16 protein-coding genes are annotated in these 19,478 nt (G+C 60.7%); 12 read left to right on the top strand and 4 right to left on the bottom strand.

Going from position 1 to position 19,478, the window contains the following annotated elements; all coding sequences use genetic code 11:
* Positions 1–152: 152 nt before the first annotated feature.
* Both J4E53_RS12590 and J4E53_RS12585 read left to right on the top strand, forming a co-directional pair.
* Complete coding sequence (locus J4E53_RS12590; RefSeq protein ID WP_103310379.1) at positions 153–2,285, top strand: TonB-dependent receptor; 2,133 nt, start codon at positions 153–155, stop codon at positions 2,283–2,285.
* A gap of 144 nt (positions 2,286–2,429) precedes the next feature.
* Complete coding sequence (locus J4E53_RS12585; protein ID WP_060742838.1) at positions 2,430–3,407, top strand: aliphatic sulfonate ABC transporter substrate-binding protein; 978 nt, start codon at positions 2,430–2,432, stop codon at positions 3,405–3,407.
* Positions 3,408–3,453: 46 nt separating this feature from the next.
* On the opposite strand, the gene J4E53_RS12580 is transcribed toward J4E53_RS12585, so the two are convergent.
* From J4E53_RS12580 to gcvA, 3 genes are all read right to left on the bottom strand, one after another.
* The gene (locus tag J4E53_RS12580; RefSeq protein WP_103310377.1) at positions 3,454–4,215 is read right to left on the bottom strand and encodes an SDR family oxidoreductase; all 762 of its coding nucleotides are present in this window, start codon (positions 4,213–4,215) and stop codon (positions 3,454–3,456) included.
* Between the two features lie 34 nt (positions 4,216–4,249).
* Positions 4,250–5,077: a DMT family transporter gene (locus J4E53_RS12575; protein WP_103310376.1), complete on the bottom strand. Its 828-nt coding sequence runs from the start codon at positions 5,075–5,077 to the stop codon at positions 4,250–4,252.
* A 68-nt stretch (positions 5,078–5,145) separates the two neighbouring features.
* Positions 5,146–6,051 (bottom strand): transcriptional regulator GcvA, encoded by a 906-nt coding sequence (gcvA, locus tag J4E53_RS12570; RefSeq protein ID WP_103310374.1) that lies wholly within the window; start codon positions 6,049–6,051, stop codon positions 5,146–5,148.
* Positions 6,052–6,421: 370 nt separating this feature from the next.
* On the opposite strand from gcvA, the gene J4E53_RS12565 reads away from it, so the two are divergent.
* From J4E53_RS12565 to J4E53_RS12555, 3 genes are all read left to right on the top strand, one after another.
* Positions 6,422–6,697, top strand: a complete 276-nt coding sequence (locus tag J4E53_RS12565) for a hypothetical protein (RefSeq protein WP_060742842.1) — start codon at positions 6,422–6,424, stop codon at positions 6,695–6,697.
* A 171-nt stretch (positions 6,698–6,868) separates the two neighbouring features.
* Positions 6,869–7,309 carry a hypothetical protein gene (locus J4E53_RS12560; RefSeq protein ID WP_103310373.1) on the top strand — a complete coding sequence of 147 codons (441 nt, stop codon included), beginning with the start codon at positions 6,869–6,871 and terminating at the stop codon, positions 7,307–7,309.
* A 30-nt stretch (positions 7,310–7,339) separates the two neighbouring features.
* A complete protein-coding gene (locus tag J4E53_RS12555) occupies positions 7,340–10,249 on the top strand; it encodes a DUF4132 domain-containing protein (protein ID WP_103310371.1) in 2,910 nt (969 codons plus the stop codon).
* Between the two features lie 54 nt (positions 10,250–10,303).
* On the opposite strand, the gene J4E53_RS12550 is transcribed toward J4E53_RS12555, so the two are convergent.
* Positions 10,304–11,218, bottom strand: coding sequence for a LysR substrate-binding domain-containing protein (locus J4E53_RS12550; protein ID WP_060742845.1), 915 nt, complete (start codon positions 11,216–11,218; stop codon positions 10,304–10,306).
* A gap of 186 nt (positions 11,219–11,404) precedes the next feature.
* Here J4E53_RS12550 and J4E53_RS12545 point away from each other — a divergent pair, with 186 nt between their 5' ends.
* From J4E53_RS12545 to J4E53_RS12515, 7 genes are all read left to right on the top strand, one after another.
* Complete coding sequence (locus J4E53_RS12545; protein WP_060742846.1) at positions 11,405–12,925, top strand: ABC transporter substrate-binding protein; 1,521 nt, start codon at positions 11,405–11,407, stop codon at positions 12,923–12,925.
* 104 nt (positions 12,926–13,029) lie between these two features.
* Entirely contained in the window at positions 13,030–13,947 is a 918-nt protein-coding gene (locus J4E53_RS12540) for an ABC transporter permease (RefSeq protein WP_024077467.1), read from the top strand.
* 9 nt (positions 13,948–13,956) lie between these two features.
* Entirely contained in the window at positions 13,957–14,859 is a 903-nt protein-coding gene (locus J4E53_RS12535; RefSeq protein WP_060742847.1) for an ABC transporter permease, read from the top strand.
* 31 nt (positions 14,860–14,890) lie between these two features.
* Positions 14,891–15,907 carry an ABC transporter ATP-binding protein gene (locus tag J4E53_RS12530; protein ID WP_103310370.1) on the top strand — a complete coding sequence of 339 codons (1,017 nt, stop codon included), beginning with the start codon at positions 14,891–14,893 and terminating at the stop codon, positions 15,905–15,907.
* Positions 15,904–16,893 carry an ABC transporter ATP-binding protein gene (locus J4E53_RS12525; protein WP_103310368.1) on the top strand — a complete coding sequence of 330 codons (990 nt, stop codon included), beginning with the start codon at positions 15,904–15,906 and terminating at the stop codon, positions 16,891–16,893. The genes J4E53_RS12530 and J4E53_RS12525 overlap by 4 nt, the downstream gene beginning before the upstream one ends.
* Positions 16,890–18,314, top strand: a complete 1,425-nt coding sequence (locus tag J4E53_RS12520) for a M20 family metallopeptidase (RefSeq protein WP_103310366.1) — start codon at positions 16,890–16,892, stop codon at positions 18,312–18,314. The genes J4E53_RS12525 and J4E53_RS12520 overlap by 4 nt, the downstream gene beginning before the upstream one ends.
* Complete coding sequence (locus J4E53_RS12515; protein ID WP_103310364.1) at positions 18,311–19,465, top strand: M20 family metallopeptidase; 1,155 nt, start codon at positions 18,311–18,313, stop codon at positions 19,463–19,465. The genes J4E53_RS12520 and J4E53_RS12515 overlap by 4 nt, the downstream gene beginning before the upstream one ends.
* The last annotated feature ends 13 nt before the right edge of the window (positions 19,466–19,478 follow it).

Below are 19,478 nucleotides of genomic sequence, written 5' to 3'. Positions count from 1 at the left end.
GAACGCTATGTTTTTCCGGCCGACACCACTCCACGGTCACTTGCACACCCAAACCTGAAACCGGCCCGAAGCCACCACCGCCATGACCACGGCAACGCTTTGCCCAAAAAAAAGAACACACCCACGCAGCATCTACACACCAGGGGTTCACCATGCACGACACCTTCACTGCAAACCGCTTGGCACTGGCCGTATCGCTGGCCTTGTTCGGGCTGTCGGCCCACGCCGAAGAAAACACCCAGGAGGGTGCCCTCCCCGTTGTCACCGTTACCGCAGAACACCGCAGCGAGGACTTGCAGAAAGCCCCGCTGGCGATTTCCGCGTTCGATGAAAACGCCCTCGAGGACAAGCAGATCAAGAGCATCCGCGACCTTTCCGGGCAGGTTCCGAACCTGACCCTCAGCCGCCAGTCGATCTCCTACAGCGCGCAGACTTACGGGATTCGTGGCATCGGCGAGACCGATCCGATCCAGGAAGCCGCCGTGGCGGTCTACGCCGATGACCTGTACATCCCCCGGGCGATTTCCTCGATGCTCGACTTCAACGACGTCGAGCGCGTCGAGGTCCTGCGTGGCCCCCAAGGCACGCTTTACGGGCGCAACAGCAGCGCCGGCGCGATCCGCGTGATCACCCGCGACCCGACCCAGGAAACCCGTGGTTTCTTCGAGCTTGGCGCCGGCAACTACAACGCCCGGAACGGTCGACTGCTGATCAGCGGCCCACTGGTAGACAACGCCCTGTTCGGCAGCTTTTCGGCGATTCGCCTGACCCGTGACGGCACCGTCTCCAACCCCACCCGCGGCGAGGACGTGAATAACGTCGACCTGCAGTCCTACCGCGGCAAGTTGCGTTTCAACCCCATCGATTCGCCCTGGGATGTGCAACTGACGCTGGCCGGCACTTTCGACCGCGGCGACACCACCAGCTATACCCCCTTCGATGCCGATGGCCACTTCGACAAGTTCAAGAGCTACAGCAGCCTCAATCCGAAGAACCGCCTCGATCAGGGCAGCTCGGTGCTGCGGGCGATCTACACCCTCGACGATCATCTGAGTTTCAAATCGGTGACCGCCTACTCAGCCTTCAACCAACCGGTGGACTATGACAATTCCGGGCAGGCGGCCCTCATTCAGAACAGCCTGATCACCTACAAACAGGACTATGCCACCCAGGAGTTCCAGCTCAACGGCGACTACGACGCTTTCAGCTTCAGCACCGGCCTGTACCTGTACCGGGAAAAATTCGATGCCGAGCGAGACAGCCTGACTTACTCGATTGCGCGCAACCGAGTGATCGGCCAGGGTCAATACAGCACGACCGATACCGAAAGTTATGCGTTGTATGGCCAGGGCAGTTACAAAGTCACGCAACAACTGTCGCTGATCGCCGGCCTACGGTTCACCCGCGAACACAAGAACTTCGACTACACCAACTACGTGGTCAACACCGACCGGCAGATCACCGGCACCAATTTCAGCGCCAACTCAAGCAAATCCTGGCAATCCACCAGCCCGAAACTCGGCTTCGAATACGCCTGGACGCCACACCTCAACCAGTACGCCTACGTCGCCAAAGGCTTCAAGGCCGGCGGCTACGACAACCGCGCGCCGACCCAGGCCGCCGCCGAGCAAGCATTCTCTCCCGAAGACGTGACCACCTGGGAAACCGGCTTCAAGGGCGACTTCTTCGACCGTCGCCTGCGCGCCAACCTCGCGCTGTTCTACAACGACTACAAGGACCTGCAAACCAACGCTTATGACCCGGCCCTGGGCGTCAGCCTGCGGACCAACGTGGGCCAGGCCCACACCTACGGCGTCGAATTGGAAACCCTCAGCGCGCTGACCAACGACCTGCAACTGACGTTCAACCTTGGCTACCTGCAAAGCCAATACGACGACTTCGAAAACGCCAGCGGCGCCGGGATCGATGCCAACGGCAAGCAACTGGTGTACTCGCCGCGCTGGAACACCAGTGTCGGCCTCAACTACACCATCCCGGCGGGTTTGCCCGGCACCTGGTTGGCTGGCACCGATGCGCAGTTCCAGACCAAGTCCTATGCCAATGCGCTGAACGACGACGTCCAGGAAATCCCCCAGCAGACCTTCTGGAACGCCAACACCCGCTACATCTCCGGCGACGGGCACTGGACGACCACACTGTCGGTGAAAAACCTGCTCGACCGCGCCTACCCGCAAGCGGTCGGTTATGTGCCCGCAAGCGGTGCTCGCTACTACTCCGTCAACGATCCGCGAACCCTTTTGTTGTCGGTGCGCTACGACCTCTGAGGCCCGGCGCAATGGGGCAGCAGCGGCCGTTTTGACGAGTGCAAAGACGCCTAAGCTAATGCACAAAAAGTATTTATAAATTGGTTTTTATAACCATAGGATTCCGTGGTGTTCATCCACCCCTTAGTCAATATCGAGCATGCCATGTCAAGACTCATCAACCATCCCCGGGCGATATTGCATCACCCCGCTCTGACCGGCCTGGTCGTTGCACTGGTCCTCTCCACTCTTGCGCTCCCGGCCCAGGCTCGGGAAACCCTGCGCATCGGTTACCAGAAATCATCGACCCTGATTACGCTGCTGAAAACCCAAGGCAAACTGGACAAGGCGCTCGCCCAGGCAGACATCGAAGTGAGCTGGCACGAGTTCCCCAGCGGCCTGCCACTGCTGGAAGCATTGAATGTCGGTAATGTCGACGTCAGTGCCGACGTGGCCGATACCGTGCCGATATTCGCTCAGGCCGCGCAGGCCAAGCTGACTTACTTCGCACAGGAAGCCCCCTCGCCCTCGGCCCAGGCCATTGTCGTGGCCAAGGATTCCCCCTTGCAGCAACTGGCGGATCTGAAAGGCAAGAAAGTCGCTGTCACCAAGGCGGCGGGCGCCCACTACCTGTTGATCGCGGCCCTGAACAAGGCAGGCCTGAAGTTCTCGGACATCCAACCAGCCTACCTGTCCCCCGCGGATGGCCGGGCGGCATTCGAGAATCATAAAGTCGATGCCTGGGTCACATGGGAACCGTTCCTCAGCGGTGTGCAGCGGCAGCTACCAACGCGAACCCTGGCTGACGGCAGCGGGCTGGCCAGCTACAAGCGTTATTACCTGACCAGCACCCCCTACGCCAAGGCGCACCCTGAAGTGCTGAAGGTGGTATACGAGCAACTGCAGGACGCTGGCAACTGGATCAAGAACCATCCCCGCGACGCGGCGCAGGTCCTGGGCCCGTTGTGGGGCAATCTCGATGTGGAGACGGTCGAAGCGGCCAACGCCCACCGCAGTTACCAGGTACAACCGGTAAAAGCCGACCAACTGGATGAACAGCAGAAAATCGCCGATGCCTTTTTCGCCGCCGGGCTGTTGCCCAAGTCGGTGGATGCCCGCGATGTGGGAATCTGGGCACCTTGACACGGTGCCAGACCACGCCTTTTGAAAGAAGAACTCGATAACCGGTCTACTTCCCTCCGGTCACATCCAGGAAGGTACCCGTCACAAACGAAGCCTGCGGCCCCGCCAACCAGAGAATGGCCCGCGCCACCTCCTCCGGCTGGCCGCCACGGCCCATGGGGATCGTCTCCTTCACCCGGTCGACTCTGCCCGCCTCTCCCCCACTCGCATGCATCTGGGTATAGATATGCCCGGGTCGAACGCAGTTGACACGAATGCCCTCCCGGGCCACTTCCTTGGCATAACCGGTCGTGAACGTTTCAACCGCCCCCTTGGACGCTGCGTAGTCCACGTATTCATTCGGGCTACCGAGGCGGGCTGACGCCGAAGAGATATTGATGACCGCACCGCCACGCCCGCCATAACGGTAGGCCATGCGCCGGGTCGCATGTTGCGCGCAGAGCATCGGGCCCAAGGTGTTGACCGCAAAGATTCGCTGCATGCGCTCGAAGCCAAGATCCTCCAAGCGAGATTGGCGGGCCAATATCGAAGCGTTGTTGACCAGCACATCGATTCGTCCGAAGCGCAGGTCGAGGGTGGCGAAGAGTTCGGCGACCTGTGCTGGGTCGGCGTTATCGGCACGCACCGCCAAGGCACGGGCCCCCTTGGCCTCGACTTGCGCTGTCACCGACAACGCCGACGCCTCATCGGCGATATAGGTCAGCACGACGTCGTAACCTTGCTCAGCGGCCAGCAGGGCGGTCGCCGCCCCGATCCCGCGCCCGCCTCCGGTGATCAGGATCACGGGTTTTTGCGAACGGTCATTCATGGTCAATCCTCACAGCCCAATGAAAAAAGCAGCGTCAGCCGATCACCAGCGTACCGAGGGCAATGACGGCGCAGGCCAACAGCTTGCGCAAGGTCAATGCTTCGCCAAGAAATGCGTACCCGATCAAAGCGGCGAACATGACACTGGTTTCGCGCAGGGCGGACACCGCCCCCATCGGGGCATGGGCCATGGCATAGATCACGACGCCGTAGGCCAGCAATGAAACCAGCCCGCCAGCGAAGGCCACGGTGATACCTGGTCGCAAGGCAAAGAGGCTCCTGGCATCTCGCAGTCCGATATAAACCAGGGGCATCATCACGCCCCACAACAGGCACATCCAGGCGGTGTAGGCTATTGGCGCCCCGGAGAGGCGAACACCTATGCCATCGACAACGCTGTAGGCGGCAATGAAAAAACCAGTCCCCAGTGCATAGGGCAAGTCAGGCAACGTCCGCCGGCGCCCGGTATAAGCCAGCGAGAGGATTCCGGTCGACACCAACGCAATACCCAGCAGTCCACTCGGCGCCACGCGCTCGTCCGCGAACAGCGAAGCGGCCAGGACAATCAGGATCGGGGATACACCACGGGCGATTGGATAGGTCTGGCCCAGGTCGCCGGACTTGTAACTGCGCACCAGGAACAGGTTGTAACCCACGTGCAATACCGCGGAGAGTCCGACGCAAAACCAGCTGGCACGGGCGGGCGGTGCCAGCAGCACCGCCACGATGACGCTCGCCAAGGCTATCGCTATGCACATGATGGTCATGGACCACAAACGGTCGGCTCCCCCACGCAGCATGGCATTCCAACTGGCGTGTAGCAGCGCGGCGAACAGGACGAGGCAGATGATGTGTAAGGGCATGCATCATCCTAGACCGATCGAGTCGCGCTAAAAAAGCAAAGTCTCTTCATCCCGGCATGAGGAAAACCTCATGTATAAGCGTGCTGAGCGTCCAGGGCCTGGGTAACCAGCCAACGACGAAAGCCGGTGATATGAGGCTGAGTCTCGATCCCTTTGGGGCATACGAAGTAATACGCCAGGGGCGACGCGCACGGCAGTTCGAAAATCCTTTCAAGACGGCCGTCATTGAGCTCGGCTTCGACATGCCCGCTGCGTGCCAGCGCGATACCGTGTCCCAAGAGCGCCGCCTCGATGGTCATATTGGTATCTGCGTAGCGAATGCTTTCCTTCAAGGTCGTGACCTCGACGCCCACCTGGGCAAACCACTGCTCCCATTTCGGCACCAACGCTGCGCCATCGCGCGTAAGCAGTGGATAGCGCAGCAATTCGGCGGCCGTTTGAGGCGTACCAAAGCGGGCAAGCAACGCTGGGCTGGCGACTGGGAAAATCTGCTCGCGGAACAGGAATTCTGAAAACAGCGAAGGGAAATGCCCGTTGCCCAGGCGGATAGCCACGTCCGGGTCTGTCGTCGAGAAGTTGATGGGGCTATCGGTGCTGTCCAGGGTAAGCAGGATTTCCGGATGCGCTTGCGCCAAATCAGGAAGCCTGGGCAGCAACCACTTCAAGGCGAAAGAATAGGTCGTGCTCACGCTCAGCCGCTGCCGCCCGTTTTGCTCGCGCAAATCGGCCAGGGTGGCCTCGAGCTTCATGAAAAACTCCCGCACGATGGGCGCAAGCGCTGCGCCTGCCGAGGTCAGGTGCAGCGAGTTACCGCGATGAAACAGTTGCAATCCCCAGAGCTGTTCCAAATGTTTGAGCTGGTGGCTCACTGCGCTCTGTGTGACATGCAACTCCTCTGCTGCCGCGGTGAACGTGGCGTGCCGCGTAGCGGCTTCAAAGGCGCGCAGGCTCGAAGAAGGAGGAAGGTTTCGCATGATGTTCCCTTCTATGAGTAAACGCTCATGCTAGCGCCTTTGCCTCTGTCGTTGTAGGCAAGCTGTGCAACGACGGGCTTGCTGGCGCGGGGTCAGCTTGTAGTGATGGTGGATGTACCGACGCTATCGCGAGCAAGCTCGGCTCCCACAGGGGTTCCCGGGTGTTCATGGACCCCGCGTTTACCCTCCCCCGGCACGCGGGTGACGCCAAGTTATTGGCATAAAAATCGATGAAATAAAAATATATTAATACAGCGACAATTTCCCGACGCACGGTACCAACGTGCCATTGCTGGCGATTTAAATCGAAGCTCATTATCCGAAGGCAACCCCGCTAAACGTTTAGGCCAGCCGACCTGGACTACAGGATGTGTTCACTCGCATCGCGCAAGGGAGCAATACGGAGATGATGACTGTTTATTTTGTTGTGATGACGATCTGCAGTGGCATCGAGGGTTGTGTCGAGGAGCGAAAACCAGGGCCTACCTTCGCGACCAGGGCAATGTGCATGGAGACGGCCCGGGTCATGGCGCCGCGCAAAGGTGTGAAGTTCAAATGTCGCAGCGAGCGTACGGTGGTGGTCGAGACGTCGCCGATAGAAGGTTACGGCAAAATCGTCTCCACCAAGAGCACAGTCCAGCCTTAGCACTACGTTTTTTTCGCCAACAACAGAGGTTCATCGGCCGCTCGGCACCGGGAGGCTGACTGGCGAATATCGTCAAGATGAAAAGAGACCGCGGCGCGATGAAATTGACTGCACACAGGACTATGCTACGGTGCCATCCGCCCGGCTGGCCTGGTTTGCAAGGAATGCGTCATGGAGTTCGTGGTTCATAGCTATTGCCTGAAAGGCGCACGCCAAGAGCCTTTGCTGCCCCCTGTCACCCTGACACCGACTGCGTCGACCTTGACGGTCGCCGAGCTCATTCGCCTGACCGTAGCCGAACAGATCGCCGCGCTGTCGGTCCAGCACTGGCTGGAACAGCTGTCAGTGCGTGAAGTGCTCGACCGCCAATACCTGAGCGAACGGGACATTCTTCGGCAAGCCAGTGAAGGCGCGGTGGTCATGCCCCAGGCCTGCGCGCCTGCAGACCTGGATGTCGACGTTGAGGTCGAACGAGCCTTGAGGGGTTTTGAAAGCCGTGCGTTCCGCGTCCTGCACAACGGCGTCATGCTGCAAAGGCTCGATGAGACAATCGAGCTGAGTCCCCCTTCCACCCTCGCGTTTATTCGCTTGGTGCCGCTGCTTGGCGGTTGATCCTCGTCACTCACTTCTTCGGACAACATCATGCCGTCACGCCGTCCTGTGCCTGAACAAGCCACACGCCTCGCAGCACTGCGAGCATTCTGTGATAGAGCGCTGGATGACTATCCCGAGCTCAGCCACCATGACGAATTCGAGCCCGACTTCTGGGACGGCATCGACTTCCTGCGCCTGGCCGATGACTGGGTCAGGCAGCATCCCGAGGATGGACCCAAGGCACTGGCCGATGGTTTTGTGTTCCCGACCGTTTGGGACGATCTGGAGGACCGCCGCGATCAACAGCGCTACGGTCTGCAATATCGACTCTGCGATGCCTGGGTCAAGGCTCACCCAGATGCCTATGCGCTGGAGCAGATCTGCGCGCGACTGCGGCACATGCTGCAATTTGCCTTCGAGGACAGTGACTATCCACTGCCCACTGACGAAGATGGCCCTGCCTATTACCGAAGAAGTCCGGACCAGGCCTGGGCCTTCCCCGATGTTCAGGCCTGCATCCAGCGCCTGAGCGATTACCCGTCCACCCCGGCCTGGCAGACCTTCGCCGAATGGTTGCTGGACGGCAGCTGGAACCGCGAGCAGCCCCCTTCGACGCCGGGCGGTGAACAAAGGAAAATCGCCGATGCATACATCTACGGGCACAAGGAAATCAGGCGCATCGCCCTGGGCCTGATGGAAGCGGGTCGCCTCGATTACCCGCGCTTCGTCCGGGCGGCCAATACCTGGGGCCGCGCCATGATGTTCTACTCAGACGACAGCGGACTGGACAGCGACGATGTGGACCTGAACCGGTACGTCGATGAAGATTTCGACGAAGACGACTCAAACGACGATGACCCGCAAGACAGCGATAATGAGTCATCTCAGCCTGACGACGCCCCCACCGAAGTGCCCTCGGAACTGGCGAACTTCACCGTTCGTTACGTCGAGGACGCCCTGGCTGGATTGCCCGATGACGCCGAGAGGCTGGCTGACACCTTCCGCTCGGTCGAGGTGTATCAGACCCGCTGGTTGCTGCAGGCCTTGGCGGTCATCGAACGACTGGGCATGACGCCGGACGACTTTGACAGCTTCGGCGATACGGCCGCGGTGCTCCAATGCTTCCTGCTGCTTCAGGATTTGCCCAAAGACCAATCGGCAGCGCTGCTCGCGGCGTTGTCCGGCTTTTCAAGAAATACCCTGCTGACCGCCCTGCCCTACGCCGGACAAGCCAGCCGGGTGGTGCTCGATGCGCTCGGCTGGAGCGATCTGCACGCTTTCCAGCGTGAATACCTGAACATTGCCCTGGCACCTCGATCCGGCTGGGGCACCGACCTGCCCAATACGCTGGATGAAACCGTGGGTGTGGTGGACCGCTACCTGCTGGACAAGGCGCTGGCCGAGACCGACCCAGACCACCTGCGCGAGTACCTCGCGGCGCTCGAACCCTCGCATTGGGCATTTCCCGAGACCCGTGTGCTGCTCGACGCCTACCAGGGCATCGGTCGAGCGGCGCTGGAAAAGAAGTTGACCCGCCATGCACAGGCGGCCATGCGCATCTATGGTGTACTGCCCGTCAAGGATGCGGACGACGTACGCCAACGCTATCTGACACTCAAGAAACTGCACAAAGAGGTGCGCAAGTACGGCGCTGAACGCCAGGCCAACTCCCACGCAGCGGTGCACGCAGGCCTGGAAAACCTGGCGCGTGTCGCCGGCTACCCCTCGGCGATTCGCCTGGAATGGGCCATGGAATCGGAGATCGCCGAGTCCGCCCTGACCGCCGCCACCATCGATGGCTATGACGTCACCCTCGTCATCGACGGTTTGTCACCCACGTTGCACATCTGCAAGGCCGCAAAGACGCTCAAGACCGCACCGCCAGCGATTCGCAAGAACGCAGACTTCATCGCCCTCAAAACGCAGCAGACCCAGCTCAAGGAGCAGATCGGCCGCTTCTGCCGCACCCTGGAAGCGATGATGAGCAGCGGCGAAACCCTGGCCCTGGACGACCTGAAGCCGCTGTTGAAAATGCCCGCCGTTCGCCTGCTGCTGGAACAACTGATCGTGCAGGCCGACGAGGCTGCGCTGGGCTGGCTCGATGTCGCAACGCTGACGGTGACGGACCTAGAAGGCCGCCAACACGTCGCTGAAAAGACCCTGCGTATCGCTCACCCTTTTCATCTGTTCACGGCAGGGCAACTGTCGGCCTGGCAGAAAGACGTGGTGACCCATCGCCGCGTGCAGCCGTTCAAACAGGCCTTTCGCGAGTTGTACCTGCTCACACCGGCCGAGCGAGACACCGGCCTGTGGTCCAACCGCTTTGCCGGCCACCGCCTGAAAGCCAAAGTCGCCGCCCGGTTGCTACAGGTCCGCAACTGGTCGACCTCCAGCGTCGAGGACATCTATTACGAGAGCAAAGAGCACGGCATTTATGCCTTGTTCAACTTTCTGGATACCGGTCATTACCTCTCGGAAACAGAACACTTTACCTTCGACACGATTGCGTTCCACCGCGACCACAAAGCCATCCCCCTTGAGCAAGTACCGCCGCTGCTGTTCTCGGAAGTCATGCGTGACGCCGACCTGCTGGTCTCCGTGGCCCACGCCGCAGACGACTACAGCACCAGCCACGAAACCGTGCAACGACGCGCCGAACTGGTCGGCGAGCTGATTCAAGGGCTAGGGCTGCGAAACGTTAAATGCGAAGGGCATTTTCTGCACATTACCGGTCAGCGTGCGAACTACCGCATTCATCTGGGCAGCGCCGCCATCCATATCGAACCCGGCAATTACCTGTGCATCGTGCCCGCAGGCAGCCACGTCACGGACTTCTACCTGCCGTTCGCCGACACCGACAAGAAAATGGCCGAGGTGCTGAGCAAGATGTTTCTGTTGCTGGATGACATGAACATCACCGATAGCCTGATCCTGGAGCAAATACAGCGCGGCGGCTGATGGTCAAGAAAATCGAATGACGTCATGCAAGCATTGAAAACACACTCACCCGGCTCAGAGCCTGGCTTTCGCCAGATCCGCAATCAGAAAATCCCTGAATGCACAAACCGCTGCCGGTAGATTGCGTCCAGCCATGCTTTGCAGTTCGATGCGCCGCGCATGCATGCCTTCATCGAGGATCGGCAAGCATTGCAGTGCCTTGTCCGCCACCTGCTTGTGCAAGGTCATTTCGCTGGCCAGGCTGATACCCCCCTCTTCGCGAACGAAGCTATAGAGCGAGGCAACGTAATTAGTGGTCAACACCGGGTCGAACAACAAGCCCTGTACACCGCAACAGATGTCGAACAGTTGCCGTATCGTGGTGTCGGCCTTGGGTAACGCAATGGGCCAGGGTTGCAACTCAGCGAGGCTGACCGCTTCACGTCCGGCCAAAGGATGAGCGTTGGAGACCACGGCAAAAATCGCCCCGCTCAGGACATGTTCGACCTTGATTTCCTTTTGCGGCGTCAGGCTGAAGGTCATCGCCAGATCGGCTTCGCCGGAACGAACCTTCTCGGTCGCTTCGGCAGGCGCACAGACCTCCAACGTGAAATGAATGCCCTGATACTCACGCCGGAACGCGCTGATGGTCCTGGGCATGTACTCCAGCGCAAAGCCTTCCGAGCAGGCCACATGCACATGACCTCGTTGCAAGCCATGCAGCTCGGTAATTTCCAGCACCACCTGCTCGGCCTCAAGCTGCGACTTGCGCGCATAAGCCGCCAGTCGTACCCCCGCCTCGCTCAGCACCATGCCCCGGGCACGACGCTCGAACAGGCTGGCATCCAGGGCCAATTCAAGCTTGGCAATCTGCCGGCTCACCGCTGACGCCGCGACGTTCAGCCGTACCGAGGCTTCGCTGATCGATCCGCATCGCGCCACTTCAAGAAAATAGCGCAGTGCCGTGGACTGCACACCATACAGCTGCATCGGCGCCCCCAAGGTTTGCCTTTTCGGCAAAGGAAGTATCGAAATATTATTCTTGTGGCATTGATAGCCTTTCCCTACATTCGTGTCCAGATCAAAAAAAACATGACCTGGTCTTTTTACCCTCCTTTCCGCGTTTGCGATTCGCTGCCCTTTGATTCAACCACTCTCGCCAACGGAGACGACGGCATGGGCATCAAAGGTTTCGCCTGCACTATCGCGCTGATGGGCCTCATCAGCAGTTTTCCGGCTCATGCCGGTAAAGCCAACGACACCCTGGTTTACGCTTCCGACAGCGAGCCTGAAAACATCAGCCCCTATCACAACGATCTACGCGAAGGCGTGATTCTCGGCCGGCTGATCTGGGACAACCTGATCTACCGCGATCCCAACAGCGGCGAATACCAGCCCATGTTGGCCACCCGCTGGACACAGGTCGATGACACCACCATCGACTTCGAGCTGCGCAAAGGCGTCAAATTTCACAACGGCGATAGCTTCACCGCCGACGACGTGGTGTTCACCCTCAACTACGTGGTGTCGCCCGAAGCGAAAGTCGTGACCGTGCAAAACGTGGACTGGATCAAGAGCGCCGAAAAAACCGGTGACTACAGCGTCCGCCTGCATTTGAAGAAGCCCTTCCCTCCGGCACTGGAATACCTGTCCAACGCCGTTCCGATGTTCCCCAAGCAGTATTTCGAAAAGGTCGGCCTGGCCGAATTCAGCCGCAAGCCAATCGGTACCGGACCCTATAAAGCCGTGTCGGTGGTGGCTGGCGAAGGCGTGACCATGGAGATCAACAAGGACTACTTCCCGGACAGCCCGCAAGGCAAGCCCCATATCGGCCACCTCAAGTTCCGGGTGATCCCGGATGCCGAAACCCGCCTGGCCGAGTTGATGACCGATGGTGTCGACTGGACCTGGCGTGTGACCTCGGATCAGGCAGTCGATCTCAAAGGTATGTCGAACCTGACCGTGACCAGCGGCGAAACCATGCGCATCGGCTTCCTGATTCTTGATGCTCGAGGCACCTCCACTGAAAACTCGCCGATGAAAAACCTCAAGGTGCGTCAGGCCATCAACCATGCGATCAACCGCAATGCGCTGGCCACGCAATTGGTGGGGGGCGAAGCCAAACCCCTGCAGGTTGCCTGCTATCCAGGCCAGTTCGGCTGCGATACCACCGCGGCCACGGTCTACGACTACGACCCGGCCAAGGCCAAGGCGCTGCTCGCCGAAGCCGGTTACCCCAATGGCTTCGAGACCGAAATCTTCGCTTATCGCGACCGTGATTACGTCGAAGCCATCATCGGCAACCTGCGCGCCGTGGGCATCAACGCCAAGCTGCGCTTCTTGAAGTACGCCGCCCTGCGCGATCAGCAACGTGGCGGCAAGGTGCCCATGTCGTTTCAGGCCTGGGGCTCGTTCTCGATCCTCGACACCTCGGCGTCGGCCGGCACCTGGTTCAAGGGCAACCCGGACGACAACATCAAGGATCCGCAAGTCCAGGGCTGGCTGCAGACCGCTGACAACGCCCTCGACCCGCAATTGCGCAAGGACAACTACCGCAAGGCGTTGCAGCGCATCAGCGAACAGGCGTACTGGGCGCCGCTGTTCAACTACTCGATGAACTACGCCTACACCTCCGAACTGGCGTTCACGTCATACCCGGACGAGCTGCCGCGTTTCGTTCAGTCCAGCTGGAAGTGATCCGCAACCGAGCGGATTGATCGAGAGGTGCCGTGGCTTGCGGACCAACCGCACCACGGACACCTCCTCACACACGCCATCCATTGGATATGAGGAAGCTCGCCATGCTTGGATTCCTTCTGCGCCGGCTGGGCATCGCTATATGCGTCGCCATTACCGTGTCGGTGATCAGCTTTTCCCTGTTGCACCTGTCCGGCGACCTGGCCACGGCCATTGGCGGACCGGAAGCCACCAGCGAACAGATCGAACAGATTCGCGTGCAATACGGTTTGAACAAACCGCTACCGACCCAGTACTTCAACTGGCTGGGCGATCTGCTGCGGCTGGACTTGGGCAACTCGTTTTTCTTCCAGGAATCGGTCTACAACCTCGTCGCCAGCCGCTTGCCGATCACCCTCGGGTTAGGAGCCATGGCGCTGGGCATCGCCTTGCTGGTGGCGATTCCACTGGGAGTGCTGGCCGCGGTCAAGCGCGACACCTGGGTCGACCGACTGGCCTTGAGCATCGCGGTACTGGGCCAGGCCATGCCCAGTTTCTGGTTTGCGTTGATGTTGATCGTGGTGTTCGCCGTGACGCTCAAGTGGCTGCCGGTGTCCGGCAATTCGACCCTGCTGCACTTCGTCATGCCGGCCATTGCCTTGGGCTACTACGCAACGCCGGCAATCATGCGCCTGACCCGTGCAGGCATGCTTGATGTGCTCAGTTCCGACTACATCCGCACCGCCCGCGCCAAGGGCCTGCGCCCTGCCCGCGTGTTGTTCAAGCACGCTCTGCGCAACGCCCTGATTCCGGTCGTCGCGCTGGCAGCGGTGGAGTTCGGCTTCATGCTCGGCGGTTCGGTGGTGATCGAAACCGTGTTCTCCCTGCAAGGCATCGGACAACTCGCCTGGGACGCCATCGCCCGTGATGACTTTCCGGTGGTACAGGCCGTGGTCCTGCTGATTGCGGTGATCTACATCATCCTCACCTTGCTGGCCGATGTGCTCAACGCACTGCTCGACCCGCGCATTCGCGTGCGCTAGGAGGCTTACATGAGCACCCCCACTACCCTCGCAATCAATGACTACCTGCCACCCCCCAGCAGCCTGAGCCGAATGCTTGGCAAGAGCTTTCGCCATCGTGGTTTCGCCATTGGCACGGTGTTGTTGCTGATCATCTTCACCGGCGCACTCTTCGCCCCGTGGCTGGCGCCTCATGACCCTTATGCGCAAGACGTGATGCTGCGCATGAAACCGCCGGCATGGATGGCCAACGGCACGTGGGAATACGTGCTGGGAACCGACAAGCTGGGCCGTGATTACCTGTCACGACTGCTCTACGGCGCACGTATCTCACTGTTCATCGGCATTGCGGCGGCGTTGATTTCCGGCTTTATCGGCACTGTGATGGGGCTGTTGGCGGGTTACTACGGCGGCAAGGTCGATGCGTTCATCAGCTACCTGATCACCACTCGGCTGGCGATGCCAGTCGTGATGGTCGCGCTGGCCTCGGCCTCGTTGATGGGCGGTTCGCTGAAAGTAGTGATCGTGCTGCTGGGTTGCCTGTTATGGGATCGCTTCGCGGTGGTGGTCAGGGCTTCGGTGCAACAGATTCGCGATGCTGAATATGTGGCGTCGGCCCAGGCGCTGGGCTGCTCGACCCTGCGCATTCTGGTCAGTGAGATCCTGCCCAATCTGGTCGGCGCACTGATCGTCGTCGCGACGCTGGAAATGGCCCACGCGATCCTGCTGGAGTCGGCCCTGTCATTCCTTGGGGTTGGCGTGCAGCCGCCGACGCCGTCCTGGGGCTTGATGATCGCCGAAGGCAAACCCTACATGTTCTTTTCCCCGTGGGTCATCGCCATTCCTGGCGTCGCCCTGATGATTCTGGTGCTGGGCATCAACCTGGTCGGCGATGGCCTGCGCGATCTGATCCTGCCCGACGGCCGCAACTGATAGACGGCTTTACTAATAGAGGGTACCGAACATGGCACTACTCCATGTTGAAAACCTGCGCGTGGACATCCCCATGGGCAACAGCCCGACGCCGGATGACATGCTGCATGCCGTGCGCGGTCTGAGCTTTGAAGTCGAACGCGGTGAAATGTTGTGCATCGTCGGCGAATCGGGCTGCGGTAAATCCTTGACGTCGCTGGCGCTGATGGACCTGTTGCCACGCAAGGCCAAACGCACCGCGTCCCGGCTGACACTGGACGGAATCGACATGATCGGCCAGAGCGAACGGCACATGTGCGACCTGCGCGGAAACCGTCTGGCGATGATCTTCCAGGAACCGATGACCTCGCTGAACCCGGCCTACAGCATTGGCGATCAGCTCAGCGAAGTGCTGACCCAGCATCGCAAGGTGTCGCGCAAGGATGCCCTGGTTCGCGCCGGGCGGATGCTGGAGAAAGTCGGTATCAGCAATGCCACCGAGCGCTTGCGTCAGTATCCGCATCAACTGTCTGGCGGTTTGCGCCAGCGGGTGATCATCGCCATGGCGTTGATGTGCGAACCGGACCTGATCATCGCCGATGAGCCAACCACGGCCCTGGACGTGACCATCCAGGCGCAGATCCTGCGCTTGATCCGCGACATTCAGAAAGAGCTCGGCCTGGCGGTGATTTTCATCACCCACGACCTTGGGCTGGTGGCACGGATCGCCGATCGGGTCGCGGTGATGTATGCCGGGGAAATCGTCGAAACCGCCCCTGCCCTGCAACTGTTCGAGAACCCGCAGCATCCGTACACCCGTGGTCTGCTGGCCAGTATTCCAATCCCTGGCCGGACCAAACCGGGCGAGGCCCTGGGTTCGATTCCAGGCCTGGTGCCAAGCCTGGTAGGCGAACAGCAAGGTTGCGCGTTCCGCAATCGTTGCGCTCAGGCGATAGCGCCCTGTGCGCAAGACATCCCCGAAGTCGAGCAGGACGGACACATGGCGCGCTGCCTGTTCGCCGCACCGGCTCCGGCACCGATTCGCCTTCTGGAGCGCGCAAGGTCATGAAAAGAGACATCACGTTGGAGCTGTGTGACATCCGTCGCGAGTTTCGGATCAACAAGGGCTTTTTCAAACCCGCCGCCATCCTGAAAGCCGTGGATGGTGTTTCCCTGCGCCTGATGCGTGGCGAGACCCTCGGCCTGGTGGGTGAGTCCGGTTGCGGAAAAAGTACCCTGGCAAAGCTACTGCTCGGTCTGTTGGCGCCTACCAGCGGCGATGTGCTGGTCAATGGCAAACATCTGGCGGCGACAGATCGCAAGGAAATGGCCCGGCACATCCAGCCGATATTCCAGGATCCATATTCCTCGCTGAACCCACGCAAGACACTGCGGGAAATCATTACCCTGCCGCTGATCGTGCATGACATCGGCAGCCCCGCCGAGCGACGCAAGAAGACCGAAGCGATGCTCGATGTGGTCGGCCTGCCCAAACGAGTCATCGACAGCTATCCGAGCCAATTGTCCGGCGGCCAGCGGCAACGGGTGGCCATTGCCCGGGCGTTGATCATGCGCCCTGACGTGTTGATCTGCGACGAACCCACCTCGGCGCTGGACGTGTCGGTGCAGGCGCAGATTCTCAACCTGCTGCAAGACCTCAAGCGCGAATTCGGCCTGACCTATCTGCTGATCAGCCACAACCTGGCGGTCATCGAACACCTCGCCGACCGGGTCGCGGTGATGTACCTGGGGCGCATCGTCGAAGAACGGACTCGCGAATCGTTGTTCGCTGAACCCGGCCACCCGTATACCCGCGCCTTGCTGGATTCGGTGCTCACGCCCGATCCGCGCCTGGGCATTCCCGAAATCGGCCTGCACGGCACCTTTCCCAATCCGATGTCACCACCGTCCGGCTGCGCTTTCCACCCGCGCTGCCCGAGCTGCTTCGCCCCCTGCAAAACGGCCTACCCGGCCAATGATCCGATTATCGGCGGCAACGTGCGTTGCCACCTTCACGACAGTCCCGCCCAAACACTGGAGCTTGTCCACTCATGAGTCGTTCACTTGCCATCAGCAACACCACAGCGCAATTTGACAACGGCGCATTTTTCAATCTGCTCGAACGCAGCGTCGCCTTGCACACCGAAAGCCAGGCAACGGACAGCCAGCCCGAGTTGTTTCGCTACCTCCATGACTTCATCACCCCGCATGTCGAGGCGATGGGCTTCAGCGTCAAGATCTATGACAACCCGGTGGCAGAGCGCGGTCCTTTCATGATCGCCACCCGCATCGAGCATCCGGAACTGCCGACCGTGCTCAGCTACGGCCACGGTGACGTGGTGCGCGGCTATGAAGCCCAATGGCGTGAAGGCCTGTCGCCGTGGCAAGTCATTGCCGAGGGCGATCGCTGGTACGGCCGCGGCACGGCGGATAACAAAGGCCAGCACCTGATCAACCTGACCGCGCTGGAGCAAACGCTCAAGGCTCGCGATGGCAAGCTGGGGTTCAACGTCAAGCTGCTGCTGGAAATGGGCGAAGAAGAAGGCTCGCCGGGCTTGAACGCGTTCTGTGCCGCCCACAGTGAAGAACTCGCGGCGGATATTTTCATCGCCTCGGACGGCCCACGCCTGGCGGCATCGCGACCGACGATTTTTCTCGGCTCACGGGGGGTGTTCAACTTCGAGCTGGTGGTCAATCTGCGCGAAGGCGCCCATCACTCTGGCAACTGGGGCGGGTTGCTGGCCAACCCCGGGATCATTCTGGCCAATGCCATCGCGAGCATGGTCGATGAGCATGGCCGGGTGAAAGTGGCGGGCCTGATGCCTGAGACACTGCCTGAACCGGTTCGCCAGGCACTGGCCGATATTGAGGTGGGTGGCGGACCGGACGATCCGGAAATCGACGCCAACTGGGGTAACCCCGAGCTCTCCCTGAGCGAAAAGGTGTTCGGCTGGAACACCCTCGACGTCATCGCCTTCAAGACCGGCAACCCGGACGCCCCCGTGCATGCGATCCCCGGCAAGGCCAATGCCCACTGCCATATCCGTTTCGTGGTGAACAGCGACTACACGACCTTTATCCCGGCGGTGCGTGCCCACCTGGATGCTCATGGTTTCAGCAATGTCGAGGTCAAGCAAAGCCACGTCGAGGTGATGCATGCCACTCGGCTGGACCCGCAAAGCCCGTGGGTCAATTGGGCGCTCGGCTCCTTGGCCCAGACCACCGGCAAAAAACCCGCGCTGCTGCCAAACCTCGGTGGCTCGCTGCCCAACGATGTGTTCGCCGACGTGCTCGGCCTGCCAACCTTGTGGGTGCCGCACTCGTACCCGGCCTGCTCGCAACATGCGCCGAACGAGCACTTGCTGGCACCGGTGGTCAAGGAAAGCCTGCAAATCATGGCCGGGTTGTTCTGGGACCTGGGCAACGACGCGGCACGCCTGACCCAGGAACATCAGTTGCGGGAGCAGGCGCAATGAATGCCACGCCACAACAGGCGCTGGACTGGCTTGCCGACCAGCGCCCCGCCATGGAAGCGTTGCTGCAGCGTATCGTCGACACCGACTCCAACAGCTATGACAAGGCCGGCGTCGACGCGGTGGGGGCGCTGCTCGCGGCGGAACTGGAAGCCGACGGCATCCTGCTCAAGCGCATGCCGGTCGATGGCTTTGGCGACGTGATGCTCGCCGAAGTGCCAGGCGAACCTGGAAAGCCGGTGTTGCTGCTGGGCCATCGCGACACGGTGTTCCCCAAAGGCACCACCACGACGCGCGGCTACAGCCGCGATGGCGACCTCGCCCATGGCCCCGGCGTCGCCGACATGAAAGGCGGCCTGGTGCTCAATTGCTTCGCCCTCAAGGCACTCAAGCGCGCCGGCCAGTTGCCCTATCCGGTGCAGGTCCTGTACACCGGGGACGAGGAAATCGGCTCCGGCAGCGCCAGGCCCCATATCGAACAGGCAGCCCGTGCCGCCCGCGCCGTGCTCAATACCGAACCCGGCCGGGCCAGCGGCAACGTGGTCAGCGCACGCAAAGGCGGCGCCACGCTGATCATCGAAGTCAGCGGCCGCGCGGCGCATGCCGGGGTCAACCATGCCGACGGCGCCAGCGCCATCGAGGCCCTGGCACGCAAGATCGTCAAGCTCCATGCCTTGACCGATTACTCGGCAGGCATCACGACTAATGTGGGCCTGATATCCGGGGGCACATCCAGCAACACCGTCGCACCGAGCGCCTCGGCCCGGCTGGACGTGCGCTTCATCGAACTCAAGCACTGGGATCAAATCCTTACCGCAATCCTGGCCATCGTCGCCGAAGAAGAACTGATCGGCACCCATGCCATCCTCAAGGAAGCGACCACCTTTCTACCGATGGAAGCCCGTCACAGCGAACGATTGCTGCACATCTACCAACAAAAAGCCCTGGCACTGGGTTTCAGCGTCGAAGGCGAGTTCACCGGCGGTTGTGCCGACTCCGGGTTCACCGCCAGCCTGGGCATTCCAACCCTGTGTGGCCTCGGGCCGGTGGGTGGCAAGGTCCATACCGATCGCGAATACCTGGAACTGGACACGCTGGTGCCACGCGCCCAGGCGTTGGTAGCGACCATCCTGGCTGTTGGCGAGAGCAGTTGAGATAACGGGGCGT

Source organism: Pseudomonas sp. FW305-28, from assembly GCF_017351395.1.
GTDB classification, from domain to species: domain Bacteria; phylum Pseudomonadota; class Gammaproteobacteria; order Pseudomonadales; family Pseudomonadaceae; genus Aquipseudomonas; species Aquipseudomonas fluorescens_AA.
The sequence above is the reverse complement of the archived record's forward strand: the minus strand, read 5'-3'. Positions and strand labels throughout refer to the sequence as shown.